Origin of the sequence: Fibrobacter sp. UWB12 (assembly GCF_900142485.1) — a bacterium.
Lineage (GTDB): Bacteria > Fibrobacterota > Fibrobacteria > Fibrobacterales > Fibrobacteraceae > Fibrobacter.
On sequence record NZ_FRAZ01000005.1, the window covers coordinates 290,949 to 304,217 of the forward strand.

General features: G+C 46.5%; 13 protein-coding genes. 4 read left to right on the forward strand and 9 right to left on the reverse strand.

Annotated elements, in window-relative coordinates; genetic code table 11:
• Nucleotides 1-3: 3 nt before the first annotated feature.
• On the forward strand, nt 4-774 hold the full coding sequence (locus tag BUA34_RS09600) for a polysaccharide deacetylase family protein (RefSeq protein ID WP_072828812.1): 771 nt from the start codon (nt 4-6) through the stop codon (nt 772-774).
• Nucleotides 775-791: 17 nt separating this feature from the next.
• Nucleotides 792-2,519, forward strand: a complete 1,728-nt coding sequence (locus BUA34_RS09605) for an AMP-binding protein (protein ID WP_072828815.1) — start codon at nt 792-794, stop codon at nt 2,517-2,519.
• 76 nt (nt 2,520-2,595) lie between these two features.
• Here BUA34_RS09605 and BUA34_RS09610 read toward each other — a convergent pair whose 3' ends face one another.
• The 7 genes from BUA34_RS09610 to cobA all read right to left on the reverse strand — a co-directional run bounded on the left by BUA34_RS09610 (nt 2,596) and on the right by cobA (nt 9,350).
• A complete protein-coding gene (locus BUA34_RS09610) occupies nt 2,596-2,895 on the reverse strand; it encodes a hypothetical protein (protein ID WP_072828817.1) in 300 nt (99 codons plus the stop codon).
• 87 nt (nt 2,896-2,982) lie between these two features.
• On the reverse strand, nt 2,983-4,269 hold the full coding sequence (gene hemL / locus BUA34_RS09615; RefSeq protein WP_072828819.1) for a glutamate-1-semialdehyde 2,1-aminomutase: 1,287 nt from the start codon (nt 4,267-4,269) through the stop codon (nt 2,983-2,985).
• A gap of 72 nt (nt 4,270-4,341) precedes the next feature.
• Complete coding sequence (locus BUA34_RS09620; RefSeq protein WP_072828822.1) at nt 4,342-5,151, reverse strand: mechanosensitive ion channel family protein; 810 nt, start codon at nt 5,149-5,151, stop codon at nt 4,342-4,344.
• A 15-nt stretch (nt 5,152-5,166) separates the two neighbouring features.
• Nucleotides 5,167-6,132 carry a porphobilinogen synthase gene (hemB, locus tag BUA34_RS09625; RefSeq protein ID WP_072828824.1) on the reverse strand — a complete coding sequence of 322 codons (966 nt, stop codon included), beginning with the start codon at nt 6,130-6,132 and terminating at the stop codon, nt 5,167-5,169.
• A 147-nt stretch (nt 6,133-6,279) separates the two neighbouring features.
• Nucleotides 6,280-6,660 carry a hypothetical protein gene (locus BUA34_RS09630; RefSeq protein ID WP_072828825.1) on the reverse strand — a complete coding sequence of 127 codons (381 nt, stop codon included), beginning with the start codon at nt 6,658-6,660 and terminating at the stop codon, nt 6,280-6,282.
• A gap of 78 nt (nt 6,661-6,738) precedes the next feature.
• Nucleotides 6,739-7,635: an NAD(P)-dependent oxidoreductase gene (locus BUA34_RS09635; RefSeq protein ID WP_072828828.1), complete on the reverse strand. Its 897-nt coding sequence runs from the start codon at nt 7,633-7,635 to the stop codon at nt 6,739-6,741.
• Nucleotides 7,635-9,350 (reverse strand): uroporphyrinogen-III C-methyltransferase, encoded by a 1,716-nt coding sequence (gene cobA / locus BUA34_RS09640; RefSeq protein ID WP_072829086.1) that lies wholly within the window; start codon nt 9,348-9,350, stop codon nt 7,635-7,637. The genes BUA34_RS09635 and cobA overlap by 1 nt, the downstream gene beginning before the upstream one ends.
• A 54-nt stretch (nt 9,351-9,404) precedes the next feature.
• Between cobA and BUA34_RS09645 the strand changes: the two genes are divergently transcribed.
• On the forward strand, nt 9,405-9,962 hold the full coding sequence (locus BUA34_RS09645) for a deoxycytidylate deaminase (RefSeq protein ID WP_072828830.1): 558 nt from the start codon (nt 9,405-9,407) through the stop codon (nt 9,960-9,962).
• 155 nt (nt 9,963-10,117) lie between these two features.
• Here BUA34_RS09645 and hemC read toward each other — a convergent pair whose 3' ends face one another.
• Nucleotides 10,118-11,137 carry a hydroxymethylbilane synthase gene (hemC, locus tag BUA34_RS09650; protein ID WP_072828832.1) on the reverse strand — a complete coding sequence of 340 codons (1,020 nt, stop codon included), beginning with the start codon at nt 11,135-11,137 and terminating at the stop codon, nt 10,118-10,120.
• Between the two features lie 8 nt (nt 11,138-11,145).
• The gene (gene hemA / locus BUA34_RS09655) at nt 11,146-12,411 is read right to left on the reverse strand and encodes a glutamyl-tRNA reductase (protein WP_072828835.1); all 1,266 of its coding nucleotides are present in this window, start codon (nt 12,409-12,411) and stop codon (nt 11,146-11,148) included.
• Nucleotides 12,412-12,573: 162 nt separating this feature from the next.
• On the opposite strand from hemA, the gene BUA34_RS09660 reads away from it, so the two are divergent.
• Nucleotides 12,574-13,266: a hypothetical protein gene (locus BUA34_RS09660; protein ID WP_072828837.1), complete on the forward strand. Its 693-nt coding sequence runs from the start codon at nt 12,574-12,576 to the stop codon at nt 13,264-13,266.
• Nucleotides 13,267-13,269: the final 3 nt, after the last annotated feature.

The window sequence follows — 13,269 nt, forward strand, 5'->3', positions numbered from 1 at the left end:
TTTATGGAACAGAATAAAGATATTGCCGATATCCAGGCAGCCGAAGCAACTTCTCAAAAGAAAAAGAAGTACATCCTTTGCTATCACAGTTTTAGCGTAAATAATTTCAAAAAGGCTTCCGTCCAAATTCGAAAGCTTGCCGAAGCGGCAGGTGCGCCCATCAGTATCGCGGTGATTCCCGCATTTGGTGCAGCTCCGGAATCCGAAGCCGAACAATTCCGTGAAGAACTCGAAAAGTTCGTGAAAGAAGGCTACGAGATTATGCTCCATGGCGCTCGTCATCGAGCCGATCTTTCGTTAAAGCGTAGCATTTCGGGCAAACTGGCCCTTTTGGTTTCGAACAACGAAGCGGAATTCGCTGGTATCGATGAACGTTTTACGCAGGCACTCCTCAAGCGCAGTCTCGCCTTGTGGAAGGCTCATGGCATGGGCAAACCGTCCGGCTTTATCCCGCCTATCTGGTTCGGGAACAAGTACCTCAAGGAACAGGCTCTTGCAATTTTCGACTACTACGAAGATTTCCACGGCATTTACCAAAAGGTAAAGGGAAACATCAAGAAAACTAACTCAAGTACGCTCAGTTTCTCGATTTTGCCCACTCCGCTCCTCAAAATTGCGCAGACTTACGCCTGCCTCAAGATGCTCTTACCAGGTGGAGTCCACCGCCTTGTTTTCCACGACAAGGACTTTAGGACGATTGGTGAAAAACGCATTTTGAATATGGTTCGTTACATATCCACCATGCGTGAAAAAATCATGTACAAGGACCTGTAATCACTTAAAGCGCAATTATGATTTTAAATAAGTTTTTATCTAAGATCGATTACAAGTCTTACGAAGACTTGTACAAGAATTTTAAGATAACTATTCCGAACAATTTCAACTTCGCTTACGATGTTGTCGATGAATACGCAAAGACCGAACCCAAGCGCGAAGCTCTTGTGTGGTGCGATGACAATGACGAAAGCCATATTTTTACGTTCAAGGACTTATCGCTAGCCTCCCAGCGCACTGCGAATTTTCTTGTAGAACAGGGAATCAAGAAAGGCGACCGCGTGATGCTTATTTTGCGCCGCCGCTATGAATTCTGGTTCTTTTTGCTCGCACTGCACCGCATTGGCGCTATTGCGATCCCGGCAACAAACATGCTCGCTGCCGAAGACTTGGAATACCGCTTTAACGCGGCAAAAGTCAAGATGGTGGTGACGTATGACGATTCTGCTTTACAGAAAGAAGTCGACAAAGCAAAGTCCAAATGCGAGTCTGTTGAAAAGCTCGTGACCGTGGGCCAGACAGCCCGCCAAAACTGGATTAGCTTTTATGACGACTACGAAATTTATCCCGCCTCTTTCGAACGCCCGACTGGCGAAGACGCAACACACAATGATGATATCATGATTGTGTACTTCACGAGTGGCACCAGTTCGAACCCGAAGATGGTCGCACACACGTACACCTACCCACTCGGTCATATTGTAACCGCCAAGTATTGGCAGCATGTAGTTGACGGAGGCCGCCACCTGACCGTTGCAGAAACTGGTTGGGCAAAGGCTCTCTGGGGCAAGATTTACGGACAATGGCTTGCCGGTAGTGCCGTATTCACTTACGACATGACCACGTTCATCCCGGGCAAGCTCCTCGAAAAAATGGCAGAATACAAGGTGACAACGTTCTGCGCTCCACCAACCGTTTACCGCTACATTTTGCAGCACGGGATAAGCAAGTACGATCTTTCGAGTTTGCAATACTGCACTACCGCAGGCGAAGCTTTGAACTTGGATATTTACAACAAGTTCTACCAGCAGACGGGCATCCGCTTGCAAGAAGGCTACGGACAGACCGAGCTTACGCTCACCACAGGTAACTTTGGCTTTAGCGAACCGCATCCGGGTTCAATGGGTAAGCCGTCTCCGGGCTACCGCATGGAAATTGTTAACGCCGAAGGGAAACCTTGCGAAATCGATGAAGTCGGCGAACTAATCATCAAAATTGACCAGGGTAAACCATTTGGCATGTTTGGTGGTTACTACAACGATCCTGAACGTACTGAAAAAGTATTCGAAGGTGGAGTGTACCACACTGGCGATACAGCTACCCGCGATAAAGATGGTTTCTTCTGGTTCGTAGGCCGTACCGATGACCTTATCAAGAGTTCTGGCTACCGCATTAGCCCATTCGAAGTGGAAGAAGTGCTGCATAAGCACCCGGCCGTTTTGGAAGTGGCTGTAACAGGTGTCGAGGACAAGTCTCGCGGCCAAGCGGTAAAAGCTACAGTCGTTTTGCAGAAGGGCTACGAAGCCTCCAAGGAACTGGCAAAAGAAATCCAACTTTTTGCAAAGAACATTGCCGCAAGCTACAAGAGCCCGCGCATTATTGACTTTGTGACGGAACTGCCAAAAACGATTAGCGGAAAGATTCGCCGTGCGACAATCCGCGACAAGGACGCAGCCGAGAATGAGACTGCTCCAGATGAAGCGAATGCGGAAAACGCAGTGAACGGAACGTCTGAAGAAAAATAATTGAAAACCGCCCCGTCACTGACGGGCGAGCAATAAAAAATCCGGCTTCTTAAGAAGTCGGATTTTTTTTTCAAATTTACTTGTTATCAGCGCAGTATTTGTTGGCCATGTCAAGCAGCTGTTCCTTGCCCACCTTTACATCAAATTCCTTGGGTTCAAGGGAGCTTAATGCACCGCCATAAGTCATGGAATAACCGTTTTCAGTCTGCGTGAAAGTAACGGAGCCACCTTTCGTTGTGGCTGTAGCCGAGTTTTCGGTACTAGAAACCGTACAATCGCTGGCATCAGTAACAACCGACGAGGCTTTAGAAGCGGCGGCGCAAGCAGAGAGAAGGACCGCACTTCCAATAGCAGCAAGAATCATGATTTTTTTCATTTTTATTCTCCATCTTGTTGATTATGATACCAATAATATATAACATAATTCAATCAAGATAAATAATAAAAATTTAACAATCCAGAACTACAACGCCTTGAGCACTTTGCGTGCGGCTTCGATAGTACGAGCGATATCTTCATCGCTGTGTGCCGCGCTCACGAAAATCGCCTCGAACTGGCTCGGCGCAAAGTAGATTCCTTCGTTGAGCATGCCGAGGAAATAACGACGGAAAAGTTCCAAATCGGATTTTTGCACGTCGGCAAAACACGTGACCGGACCTTCGGTAAAGAAGATGCAGCCCATAGAACCGACTTGGTTTGTCGCAAGCGGAATGCCCGCATCGGTTGCTGCAGACTTGAGGCCTGCGAGTAAACGCGTTGTCATCGCTTCGGCATGCACATAGTATTCAGGGTGTACATTGAGTTCACGCATCGTTGCAAGACCTGCCGCCATCGCCACCGGATTGCCCGAGAGCGTGCCTGCCTGGTAAATTCCTCCGAGCGGGGCAATTTGCTGCATCACGTCCAAGCGGCCGCCATAAGCGCCCACCGGCATGCCACCGCCGATGATTTTTCCGAACGTCGTCAAATCCGGCTTGATACCGTAAAGACCTTGCGCACAATGGATGCCGACACGGAAACCGGTCATGACTTCATCGACAATGAGCAAAGCGCCATGCTTTTTAGTTTCTTCAGAAAGCGTCTGCAAGAACTCGGGCTTCGCCGGCACAACGCCCATGTTGCCCGCCACCGGTTCTACAATCACGCCTGCAATTTCGTCACCAATCTTGTCGAAAAGTTCCTTAACGCCTGCCACATCGTTGTACTGGAGCGTGAGCGTGTACTTTGCCAAATCCGCAGGCACACCCTTGCTGCTAGGCTTGCCCGTCGTGAGCATGCCCGAGCCAGCCTTGATAAGCAAGCTATCGCTATGGCCATGATAACAGCCTTCGAACTTGACAATCTTATCGCGACCGGTAAAACCGCGAGCCGCACGGATAGCACTCATCGTCGCTTCGGTCCCGCTGTTCACCATACGAATCATCTCGACGCTCGGAACAAGCGACATCACAAGCTTTGCAAGTTCCGATTCCAAGCCGCACGGAGCACCAAAACTTAATCCGTTTTTTGCCGTTTCCGCAACCGCATTAATCACAGCATCGTGCGCATGCCCCAAAAGCATCGGGCCCCAGCTACCCACGTAATCGATATAATCGTTTCCATCGACATCGTAGATGTGACTGCCCTTCGCACGGGCAATAAACGGAGGCGTAGCCCCCACGTTACCGTAAGCACGTACAGGGCTGTTCACGCCACCCGGCATAAGCGTTTTCGCTTCAGCAAACAACTTTTCGCTTAAAGAATGATTCATAAAAATTCCTTAATGAGTTACTAGTTAATAGTTACTAGTAAAAAGCACTGCTAGTAACCAGTAACTCAAAAATTATTCTTTCACAATATGCACCACACGCTGCGGGAACGGGATAGAAATACCGACTTCGTCAAAGCGTTCCTTCACAGCCTTCATGTACTTGCAGCGCATGTCCCAGTAGTTTGCAGTCTTGACCCAAACTCTCATATTGACACAAACCGCGCTATCATCAAGCGACGAAACATAAAAAGATGGTTCCGGCATTTTTAGCACTTCAGAATCAGATTCTACAAGTTGCTTCATTTCGGCCATAGCCTTTTCTGCCGAGTCCGCGTAATCAATACCAAATGCCAAATCCAAACGGCGAACCGGATTACGGCTAAAATTGATAATGGGAGCGCCCCACAGCATACTATTCGGAGCAGAAACATAAAGTCCGTCCAACGAAATGAGAATCGTATTGAAAAGCCCAACGCCGACAATCTTACCCTTCAAAGAACCACATTCAATGTAGTCCGAAGCGCGGAACGGATGGAGGAACAGCAATAGAATTCCCGAAGCGATGTTGCCAAGCGTATCCTTCAAAGCAAGGCCAATGGCAAGAGAAGCAGCACCAATCACAGTCACGATTCCAGCGGTATTCACACCGAGAATATGCAAAATCATGAGCAAACCGACAATGTACAGCGCATAAGAAAAAAGCGAATAAAGTAGCGGTTTTACCGATTCATCTGCACCTTTCTTAATAGCGAAATTAAGAATAAGTTTGATAATCGCCAAGATAATGGCGATAACGACAAGCACGGTCGCAATTTCAATGATGTCCTGAGCAATAGCATTCGTGACACCGACATTTTTCAAGAACGATTCGAATTCTTTCATGATAAAGTTCCTTTTTTAAAGAATGTTCTTTTCCATAATTTCCTTGGCGTGGTACGTGATAATAATGTCAGCACCGGCGCGCTTGAATGCAATCATGTTTTCGCGGATAATCGCATTTTCGTCAATCCAGCCCATTTTTGCAGCCGCCTTAACCATGGAATATTCACCGCTTACGTTATACACAGCGACCGGTACATTGCTGATTTCTGCGGTCTGGCGGAGCACATCAAGGAACGCAAGGCCCGGTTTTACCATCACGATATCGGCACCTTCTTCCAAATCAAGCTCCACTTCATGAAGCGCCTCGCGGCCATTGCGCACATCCATCTGGTAAGATTTGCGGTTGCCAAAGTGCGGAGCAGAATCAGCAGCATCGCGGAACGGTCCGTAGAAAGCACTTGCAAACTTTGCGCTGTACGCCATAATCGGAGTGTTCGAGAACCCGTTTGCATCCAACATTTCACGAATGGCAGCCACACGGCCATCCATCATATCGCTCGGAGCGACCATATCGGCACCCGCTTCAGCATGGGAAAGAGCCGTCTTTGCCAAAAGTTCAAGCGACGGATCGTTATCCACATCGCCATCCTTGATGATGCCGCAATGACCATGACTCATGTATTCACACAGGCATACATCTGTAATCACGTACAAAGTTGGGAATTTTTCCTTGATGGAGCGCACAGCACGCTGCACAATACCATTCTTATCGTAAGCAGAAGTCGCCATCTCGTCCTTGTGATTCGGAATTCCAAACAGCAAAATGGACTTGATACCAAGCGCCACGCAGCTTTCAAGTTCCTTCAGGATTTCGTCAATCGAAAAGCGGAACTGGTCGGGCATGGACGGGATTTCTTCTTTCACCCCCTCCCCTTCTACCACGAACATCGGGTAAACGAGGGCATCGGGATTCACTGCAGTTTCTGCAACCATGTTGCGGATAACTTCATTTCTACGTAAGCGACGAGGACGAATAATCATAATTTAGTAGTCGGTAGGAAGTTAAATGTAGTCAATAATTTGAACAATCCTAATTATAGTAAATAACGGGGGTATTCATCCATGCATAAAAAAAATCCGGTCACAGAGACCAGATTTTTCGAATCTAACACAAAAAAGCTGTTTGCATTAAAGAGCGTCAGGATTCATTTCTGCGCAAGAGAAATGAGCGGCCGCATCATCATAGAAATATTCAACCTGATTCTGCACATTGCAAGCAAGCTTTGCCGGAGCACAACCAGTACCAATTGTATAAGCGGTTTTATCCAAATCGCTTATCGGGCCGCACTTCGCCATGAACGATTCCACGGCAGCATCATCGGCGGCAATAGCATAGCAGTAATGCTGTTGCATGCCTGCAATAGTCATGACTTTGTCACAAGAAACAACACTCTTATTATCAAGCTGTGTGGTATTTCCCGAGCCACCCGCATTAGAAGAAGAATCATCACCACAAGCAGTAAGTGAAAGAACGGCGCCGAAAGCGGCAACAATCATAAGTTTATTCATATATACTCCTTATTTATAAAGTTGTATATATAAGTACAAAATATCATAAATAAAAAAGAACAGATTTCAAATAAATTTTTATTTACTTTTAAAATTTTGCTCCATCTTTTCCAGACCTTCGCGCCATTCCGTTTGGATTTTATGCTTGAGTTGTTTAGCAAGCGAAGGAGCGTATCCCTGCGTAGATACAGTCACTGCGATATTTTCGCCAAAATTCATTCGTGCAGGCACTATAAAATCACCACTGCGGTAATCGCAAGCATTGTTCACCAAGATGCGGCGTGCATGGGCATCGTTGTTGACAATCGCATTTACAGCCGGCTTGTCTGTGCAAATAAACACCATAAAGACACCGCATAAATCCAACGATTCATATTCGCGTTCTTTAAGCGAAAGCTGCGGTTTATCTTCTGCAAGAGTCTTAAATTCAGACAAGAACTGCGGTGCAACTACCGTAATGCGAGCACCTGTTGGCATAAGCGTTTTGACTTTACGAAGCGCAATAGATCCACCGCCAACAACAAGTACATTGCGCCCTTCAAGATTAAGTTCGATGGAGAAAAGTGAATGATTTTGCGAGAAAGTAGATTGTTTTGCTTCGTTAGCAACGACTTGTTCGCTTTCGTTCTGCGCCGTGCGAAGGCCAGAAACCACCATGCTCGAAAATTCTTTCCAATCACCAAGGCAAGGCAAGAGCGTTATTGGAATCTGCGGAAATTCCGCCTGAAGTTTTGCCACCACTCGCGGCACATCATTCTTTGTATGTTGACCGTTCAGCAAAAGATACGGCAAAAGGGTCACTGATTCCACATCTTCACGCAAAATGGTACGCAAGTCGTTTTCTAAATCTAAAAGACTTGTGCTAGCGACACGCGTACCCGGCAAATCATGATGCAATCGGTCGAGGATTTCTTCAAATCCTTTGTACGCACCCGGCAAAATGCAATGATGAGCGATGATAAGAATGGCTTTCATTATGCGTTCTTCCCCATCGTGTAATACTCCACGATTTTTTTGACGAGTGAATCCATCGTCGTTTCGTCGGATGTGATAGTTTCAAAGCCATGCTTGCGGGCAGAAGCTTCTGTCATGCGACCTATGCAAAAGGAGATGCAAGATGCTTTTTTAACAACGTCATCCTGAGAGAGCTTCTCGAACGAAGGATCCAAAGAATCACAGAATTCTTCACTTCGTTCAGAATGACGCGTTTTTTCATTTGAAATCATCTTAACGAAATTCTCGACAGCACTGGAGCTAGCGAAAACGATTGCATCAGCTGATGCAATGGCTTCGCGTTTCCATTCCGGAAGTTCTGCAACTGGGAGCGTTTCGTAAACGACCCTACGAGTTGCTTTCGGCAAGAGTTTGAGCAAAGTATCGTCTGCGAGATTGCCTTGCAAAAGAAGGATGCTGGATTCGTCGTGAACCACATTTTGCAACAACAGGCCCAAACCTTCGCCGGTGTGGTCGTCGGGAACGTAATCGCAACGGATGCCGTATTCAAGCAACTTCTTTTCGGTGATTTTTCCAACACTTGCAATTTTTTTGCCGGCAAGCACGCGCACATCGAAACCTGCTGCGAACAACTGCTTAAAGAAACTTTCTACGCCATTCGTACTTGTGAACGCGAGAATGTCAAAATTTTTGAGGTCTTCGAATTCGACAGGCTCAACAAACTTATTTTCAGAAGAATCGGAGATGCCGGAACGGAGTCCGGCATGACAACAAGGGAAAACATCCCGTGTTTCAATCATCGGAGTTTCGATGACTTCAGCACCGAGAGCAGTAAGGCGTGAAGTAATTCCGCTAGATTGTTTTGCGGCACGCGTTACAACCAAGCGCTTACCCGAAAGTGGCAAATTCTTTTTCCAAGCCAGAGTCTTGCCAAGTTCAACAACTCCACCCATAATCGTAATTGCGGGTGCCGTCACTTGTTCACGTACAATGGTCTCTCCCGCAGTGTCAAGTGTAGCCATCACAGTACGCTGGAACGGAGTAGTTCCTTTTTCAATAAATGCAAGCGGAGTCTTCGGGTCTTTACCGCACTCAATTAAACGACGGGCAATAAAATCCATATTGGCAATACCCATCAAAAAGATAAGTGTTCCCTGGCATTTCGCGAGATTTTCAAAATCCAACGAGAGATTACATTGGATTCTATCGCCTTCGGCTCCAGAATGACTGTCACCCTGGAGTGCAGCGATAGGGGGCACGTCGGATTTTTCTTTTTCATGGCCCGTAATGATGTGAAAACTTGTTGCAATTCCGCGATGGCTCACGGGGATACCCGCATACGCCGGAACAGCAATTGCAGAAGTCACGCCCGGCACAACTTCAAATTCAACGCCTGCAGCCACGAGCTCCAAAGCTTCTTCGCCACCACGACCAAACACGAACGGGTCACCGCCCTTGAGTCGAGCAATAGTAGCACTCGGCATTTCACAAGCAAACTTCACCAATAGTTTGTTAATTTCGGATTGTTTTACCTTATGGTGCGTCGGCATCTTGCCCACATCAACCATCTTAGCCTTGCTATTACACATTCCAAGAATTGCAGGTGAAACAAGACGGTCGTAAACGACGACATCAGCCTTTTCAAGAATCGACTTTCCGCGCACTGTCAAAAGCCCAGGATCACCAGGACCAGCGCCAATCAAATAAACTTTGCCAAAATCATTCAAATTTTCCATCGAAACCAAATTTAGAAAAAGTTCGGCACTAAAATTTTGCCTATATTTTTGAGCATGAATAGTTCTAGAGCAAAGCTTCGCGACGAAGTCTATACACAGATGATGTGTGCACAGGCTCGTCTTTCCAAAGATCAGAATACCCAAATGGGCGCAGTTCTCGTCAGCGCAGATGGACGCGTCATCAGCACAGGTTACAATGGTGCTCCTGCAGGATTTGACGACGAGACCGTTCCGTACACCCGCGAAAAACAACTCCTCGCCTACGACCTTTTGGACGCCGATACGGGTGACCTCATCAGCCATCACGAATTCGAAGCGAACAAGTATCCGTTCATGGTCCACGCCGAAATTAACGCACTCCATTACGCACGCGGCAAGGTTCCACCGGGATCAAAACTCTACGTGATTGGCTTCCCTTGCGAACGCTGTTCTTTAGATATCAGCCTTTCCGGTGTTGCCGAAGTGTTCGTGACCAAGGATGATTACGACCCCAAGTCCACGCTGAACAACAGCCGCGATACGGCCTACTACATGTTCGCTCAAGCAGGAATCGTCGTGACGCTTTGCGGCAAACGCATTCGCCCAATCGTTTCGAAACCTGAAAAGAAATAATTTAGAGATTGCCACATCGCTCCGCGACTCGCAATGACGAAAATTTGACTAAACAAAGTTAATCCCGCACATTCCAAATGTACGGGATTTTTTTAGCGATACAAGATGGCGATCCCGGCACTGGGCCGGGATGACAGCCGGAAAGACAACGCAAGTTACAGTTGTTTCTGAATTTCACGGGCAAGTTCAATGCCCAAATTCTTGGCTTGCAGAACGCAATCCGCAGAGTTCAAATCGATACATCCGAAGACTTCAGCACGGAGGAGCTTTTCCGACTTTTCGTCCCAGTATATACCGCGAATTTTCAAAGACTGCGCAATTCTATCAGCATTCTTTTCGCAAGAACCATCGTTAACAAATTCCGCAAAACTTGCGACCGGAAATTGGCAACCAGCATTGAGCGCCTTCAAATAAGCCATTTCCGCAGAGGCAATGCAGAATGTAGCAACATCGTTCGCACGAGCGAGAATTTGCGAAAGGTCCGCATGACCGGGGCCGCGCGACTCTTGAGGGTTTTCATCATTCAAAGTTTCAATCGCTAAAATTCCCTGACCACTAGCGGGGAGCACTTGTTCTGTGCTAAAATATTCCGTCACTTGGTCTGCAAGCCCCATACGCTTGAGCCCAGCGGCCGCAAGTACAACGCCATCGAGTTCTGCAAGTTTACCAATACGCGTCTGGATGTTTCCACGAATCGGCACATATTCAATATCCGGACGAAGCGCTTTCAGCTGAACAATACGGCGAATACTACCCGTTCCAACGCGTGCGCCAGTAGGCAAATCCATAAAACGAGTACCTTCAGCGCCACCGCGAGAAAGGAATGCATCACGCGGGTCTTCACGCTTCAAAACAGCAGCAAGCTTGAACTGCGGCAATACCACGGCAGGCATATCCTTCAAACTGTGAATCGCAATATCCGCACGACCTTCAAGAAGCGCAACTTCCAGTTCCTTGATGAACACGCCCTTGTCGCCAAAACTAGCAAGAGACTTGTCCAAACGGCGGTCGCCTTCAGTTGTCATCGAAACAAGTTCATACGTCAGGGAATCGCGATCATTACCAGAATCGGCAGCATTATCAACAACAGAATTTGCCGCAACAATAGCATCAGCAGCCATCGTTGTCTGTGCTAAAGCCAAAGCACTTTTGCGAGTCGCTACACGAAGTTTCATCACGCCCCCTAATTACATTCGCGAAGACATTTCAAATACGTCAATACATCTTCTGCCGAATTCGAATCTTTTACCTTGTACAAATAATCATTTGCCATCTTTTTAGCAAAGCGCTCGTACATCATCTGGATGCGTTTTTTGTCCGCATCAGACACTTCCGGAAGCGAACGCAGCAACTTTTCGGATTCTTCATTTGCAGTAGATACCATCTTTTCTGCAAAGACGTGAATATCCTTTGCAATATCGTCCATGCGATACCACTGCATGAATTCTTCGATACCTTGTTGCAAAATTTTTTGCGCCGCTTCAAGTTCAATCATTCGCAATCTGCGATTTTCAGATACAATTTGTTCCAAGTCATCAACGCAAACATATTGCACACCGGGCAAATCACCAATCGAGGCTTCCGCATTGCGCGGGTTCGCGAGGTCTACAACAAGTCGCTTTGAAGGGGCTGTCACGGCAGCCGAAACTTCTCTCTCAGGATAACACAATGCAATAGCTTTTTCAAATTCATCCTTCGTGATAATTGGATCTTGGCTTGCGCTGCAAAGAATCAACACATCACTCTTACCCACAACGCTGTAGCGGTCTTCAAAGCGGACGGGAGTCAATACATCACCAAACTTTTCCGCGTTGGCAAAAGTCTTGCTACTTGCAAAAATCTTCGTCGTATTCTCTTGCACGTACTTGAGCATAAGCGAACCCATTTCGCCAAGCCCGACAATATAAACCGTACGATTTTCCAAATCATCAAAAGTCTTTTGCACCTGCTTCATCGCCAAAAAAGGAATGTTGCAGCTGAGCTTGCTCAAGTTCGTTTCAGTCTTGATACGCTTTGTCGTGTGAATAGCGCTTTGGAATAGCTTGTTCAAACTGTTGCCCGTCGCCTTGAGCTGGTGCGCGGTTTCATAAGCACGGTCAATCTGGTGCAAAATTTGGTCTTCGCCCATGGCCACGGAATCAAGCCCCGCACACACGTTCATTACATGATGAACAACATCCTCGCCCGCCTTCGTATAGAAGAACTTTGCAAAATCATCATAGCTCTGGTGTGCTAGACCGCAAACATAGCGAACCAATTCGGCGGTATCCATATCGCGGTCGCTTGCGACGTAAACTTCTGTGCGGTTACAAGTGGCAAGAATCAAAAGTTCGTCAAACGGAGAGTGACTCAACGCCTCGGTCTTGACGTCCATCGGGATATAAAACTTTTCGCGAATTGCGATTTCAGCCACCTTGTGGCTCATTCCGGCCATGTAAATCTTGCGCATGTTCCCAAAGATAGAAAAATTACACTCCACCAATCGCAATATAGGGTATTTCGCCTCGACTCATGCACTATCTTAATTGAAAAATGCTTTTTCTTTCAAAAAAAAAAAATATTATATATAAATTTATAGAAACTGAATTATTTAGCTAGGATATTCAAGAGCATGATAAAAAGATTTTTCTTCAGCGCTATTATTTCGTTAGTTTTCGCATCGCAGGCCAACGCTTGGGATATGAGTACATATGTCGAAAACGCTCAAGCCGGAGAAGGGATAACCGACACAAATTCTGTCTGGAAAAACAACCAGAGTCAAGCAAACGAAGCCGACAGCAGCATGGCTTTGACGAAATCGAATGCAAAACAAAATGAAATTAAAATCAAGCATCATGCAATCACATTTTCTTACGGCATTTATGCGCTGACTGATTTAATCGGTGCTAATAGAGCCGTTACTTCTTCGATTTTTTCATTGGGCAAGCACATTGACGACATCGCACTATTGGGTGCATTCTCACTAGATTATGGTTATAAATTCGATGAATATTTCGAAACAGGTCTTGTATTCAACTTTGCGCACCCCACAAAAAGCATTTATACATACTCTTTCATGCCCAAATTTAGAGTGAATCTCAATGGTCAAGGATTTGTCCGGCCCTTTTTTGAAATTGATGCTGGATTCATGATTATTAAAGATGACTTTCTCAACAATAGTGACGAAGCAGAAACTCGTTCATCATTTATGTTCAATGTAACATTTGCCGGACTTGAAATCGGACGTTACGTCCCAATCACTCTCGGATTGCTTTCTTTGGGCCAGCGAGGATTATTTTACGTCGGGCTCGGTTTTCACTTTTAACAG

Excerpts from the sequence above, each read along its gene's own strand:
- BUA34_RS09620 (WP_072828822.1), bottom strand. The coding sequence starts at position 5,151 with ATGAAAGAATTCGAATCGTTCTTGAAAAATGTCGGTGTCACGAATGCT.
- hemC (WP_072828832.1), bottom strand. The coding sequence starts at position 11,137 with ATGAAACTTCGTGTAGCGACTCGCAAAAGTGCTTTGGCTTTAGCACAG.
- BUA34_RS09600 (WP_072828812.1), top strand. The coding sequence starts at position 4 with ATGGAACAGAATAAAGATATTGCCGATATCCAGGCAGCCGAAGCAACT.
- hemA (WP_072828835.1), bottom strand. The coding sequence starts at position 12,411 with ATGCGCAAGATTTACATGGCCGGAATGAGCCACAAGGTGGCTGAAATC.
- BUA34_RS09660 (WP_072828837.1), top strand. The coding sequence starts at position 12,574 with ATGATAAAAAGATTTTTCTTCAGCGCTATTATTTCGTTAGTTTTCGCA.
- BUA34_RS09645 (WP_072828830.1), top strand. The coding sequence starts at position 9,405 with ATGAATAGTTCTAGAGCAAAGCTTCGCGACGAAGTCTATACACAGATG.
- hemB (WP_072828824.1), bottom strand. The coding sequence starts at position 6,132 with ATGATTATTCGTCCTCGTCGCTTACGTAGAAATGAAGTTATCCGCAAC.
- hemL (WP_072828819.1), bottom strand. The coding sequence starts at position 4,269 with ATGAATCATTCTTTAAGCGAAAAGTTGTTTGCTGAAGCGAAAACGCTT.
- cobA (WP_072829086.1), bottom strand. The coding sequence starts at position 9,350 with ATGGAAAATTTGAATGATTTTGGCAAAGTTTATTTGATTGGCGCTGGT.
- BUA34_RS09635 (WP_072828828.1), bottom strand. The coding sequence starts at position 7,635 with ATGAAAGCCATTCTTATCATCGCTCATCATTGCATTTTGCCGGGTGCG.
- BUA34_RS09605 (WP_072828815.1), top strand. The coding sequence starts at position 792 with ATGATTTTAAATAAGTTTTTATCTAAGATCGATTACAAGTCTTACGAA.
- BUA34_RS09610 (WP_072828817.1), bottom strand. The coding sequence starts at position 2,895 with ATGAAAAAAATCATGATTCTTGCTGCTATTGGAAGTGCGGTCCTTCTC.
- BUA34_RS09630 (WP_072828825.1), bottom strand. The coding sequence starts at position 6,660 with ATGAATAAACTTATGATTGTTGCCGCTTTCGGCGCCGTTCTTTCACTT.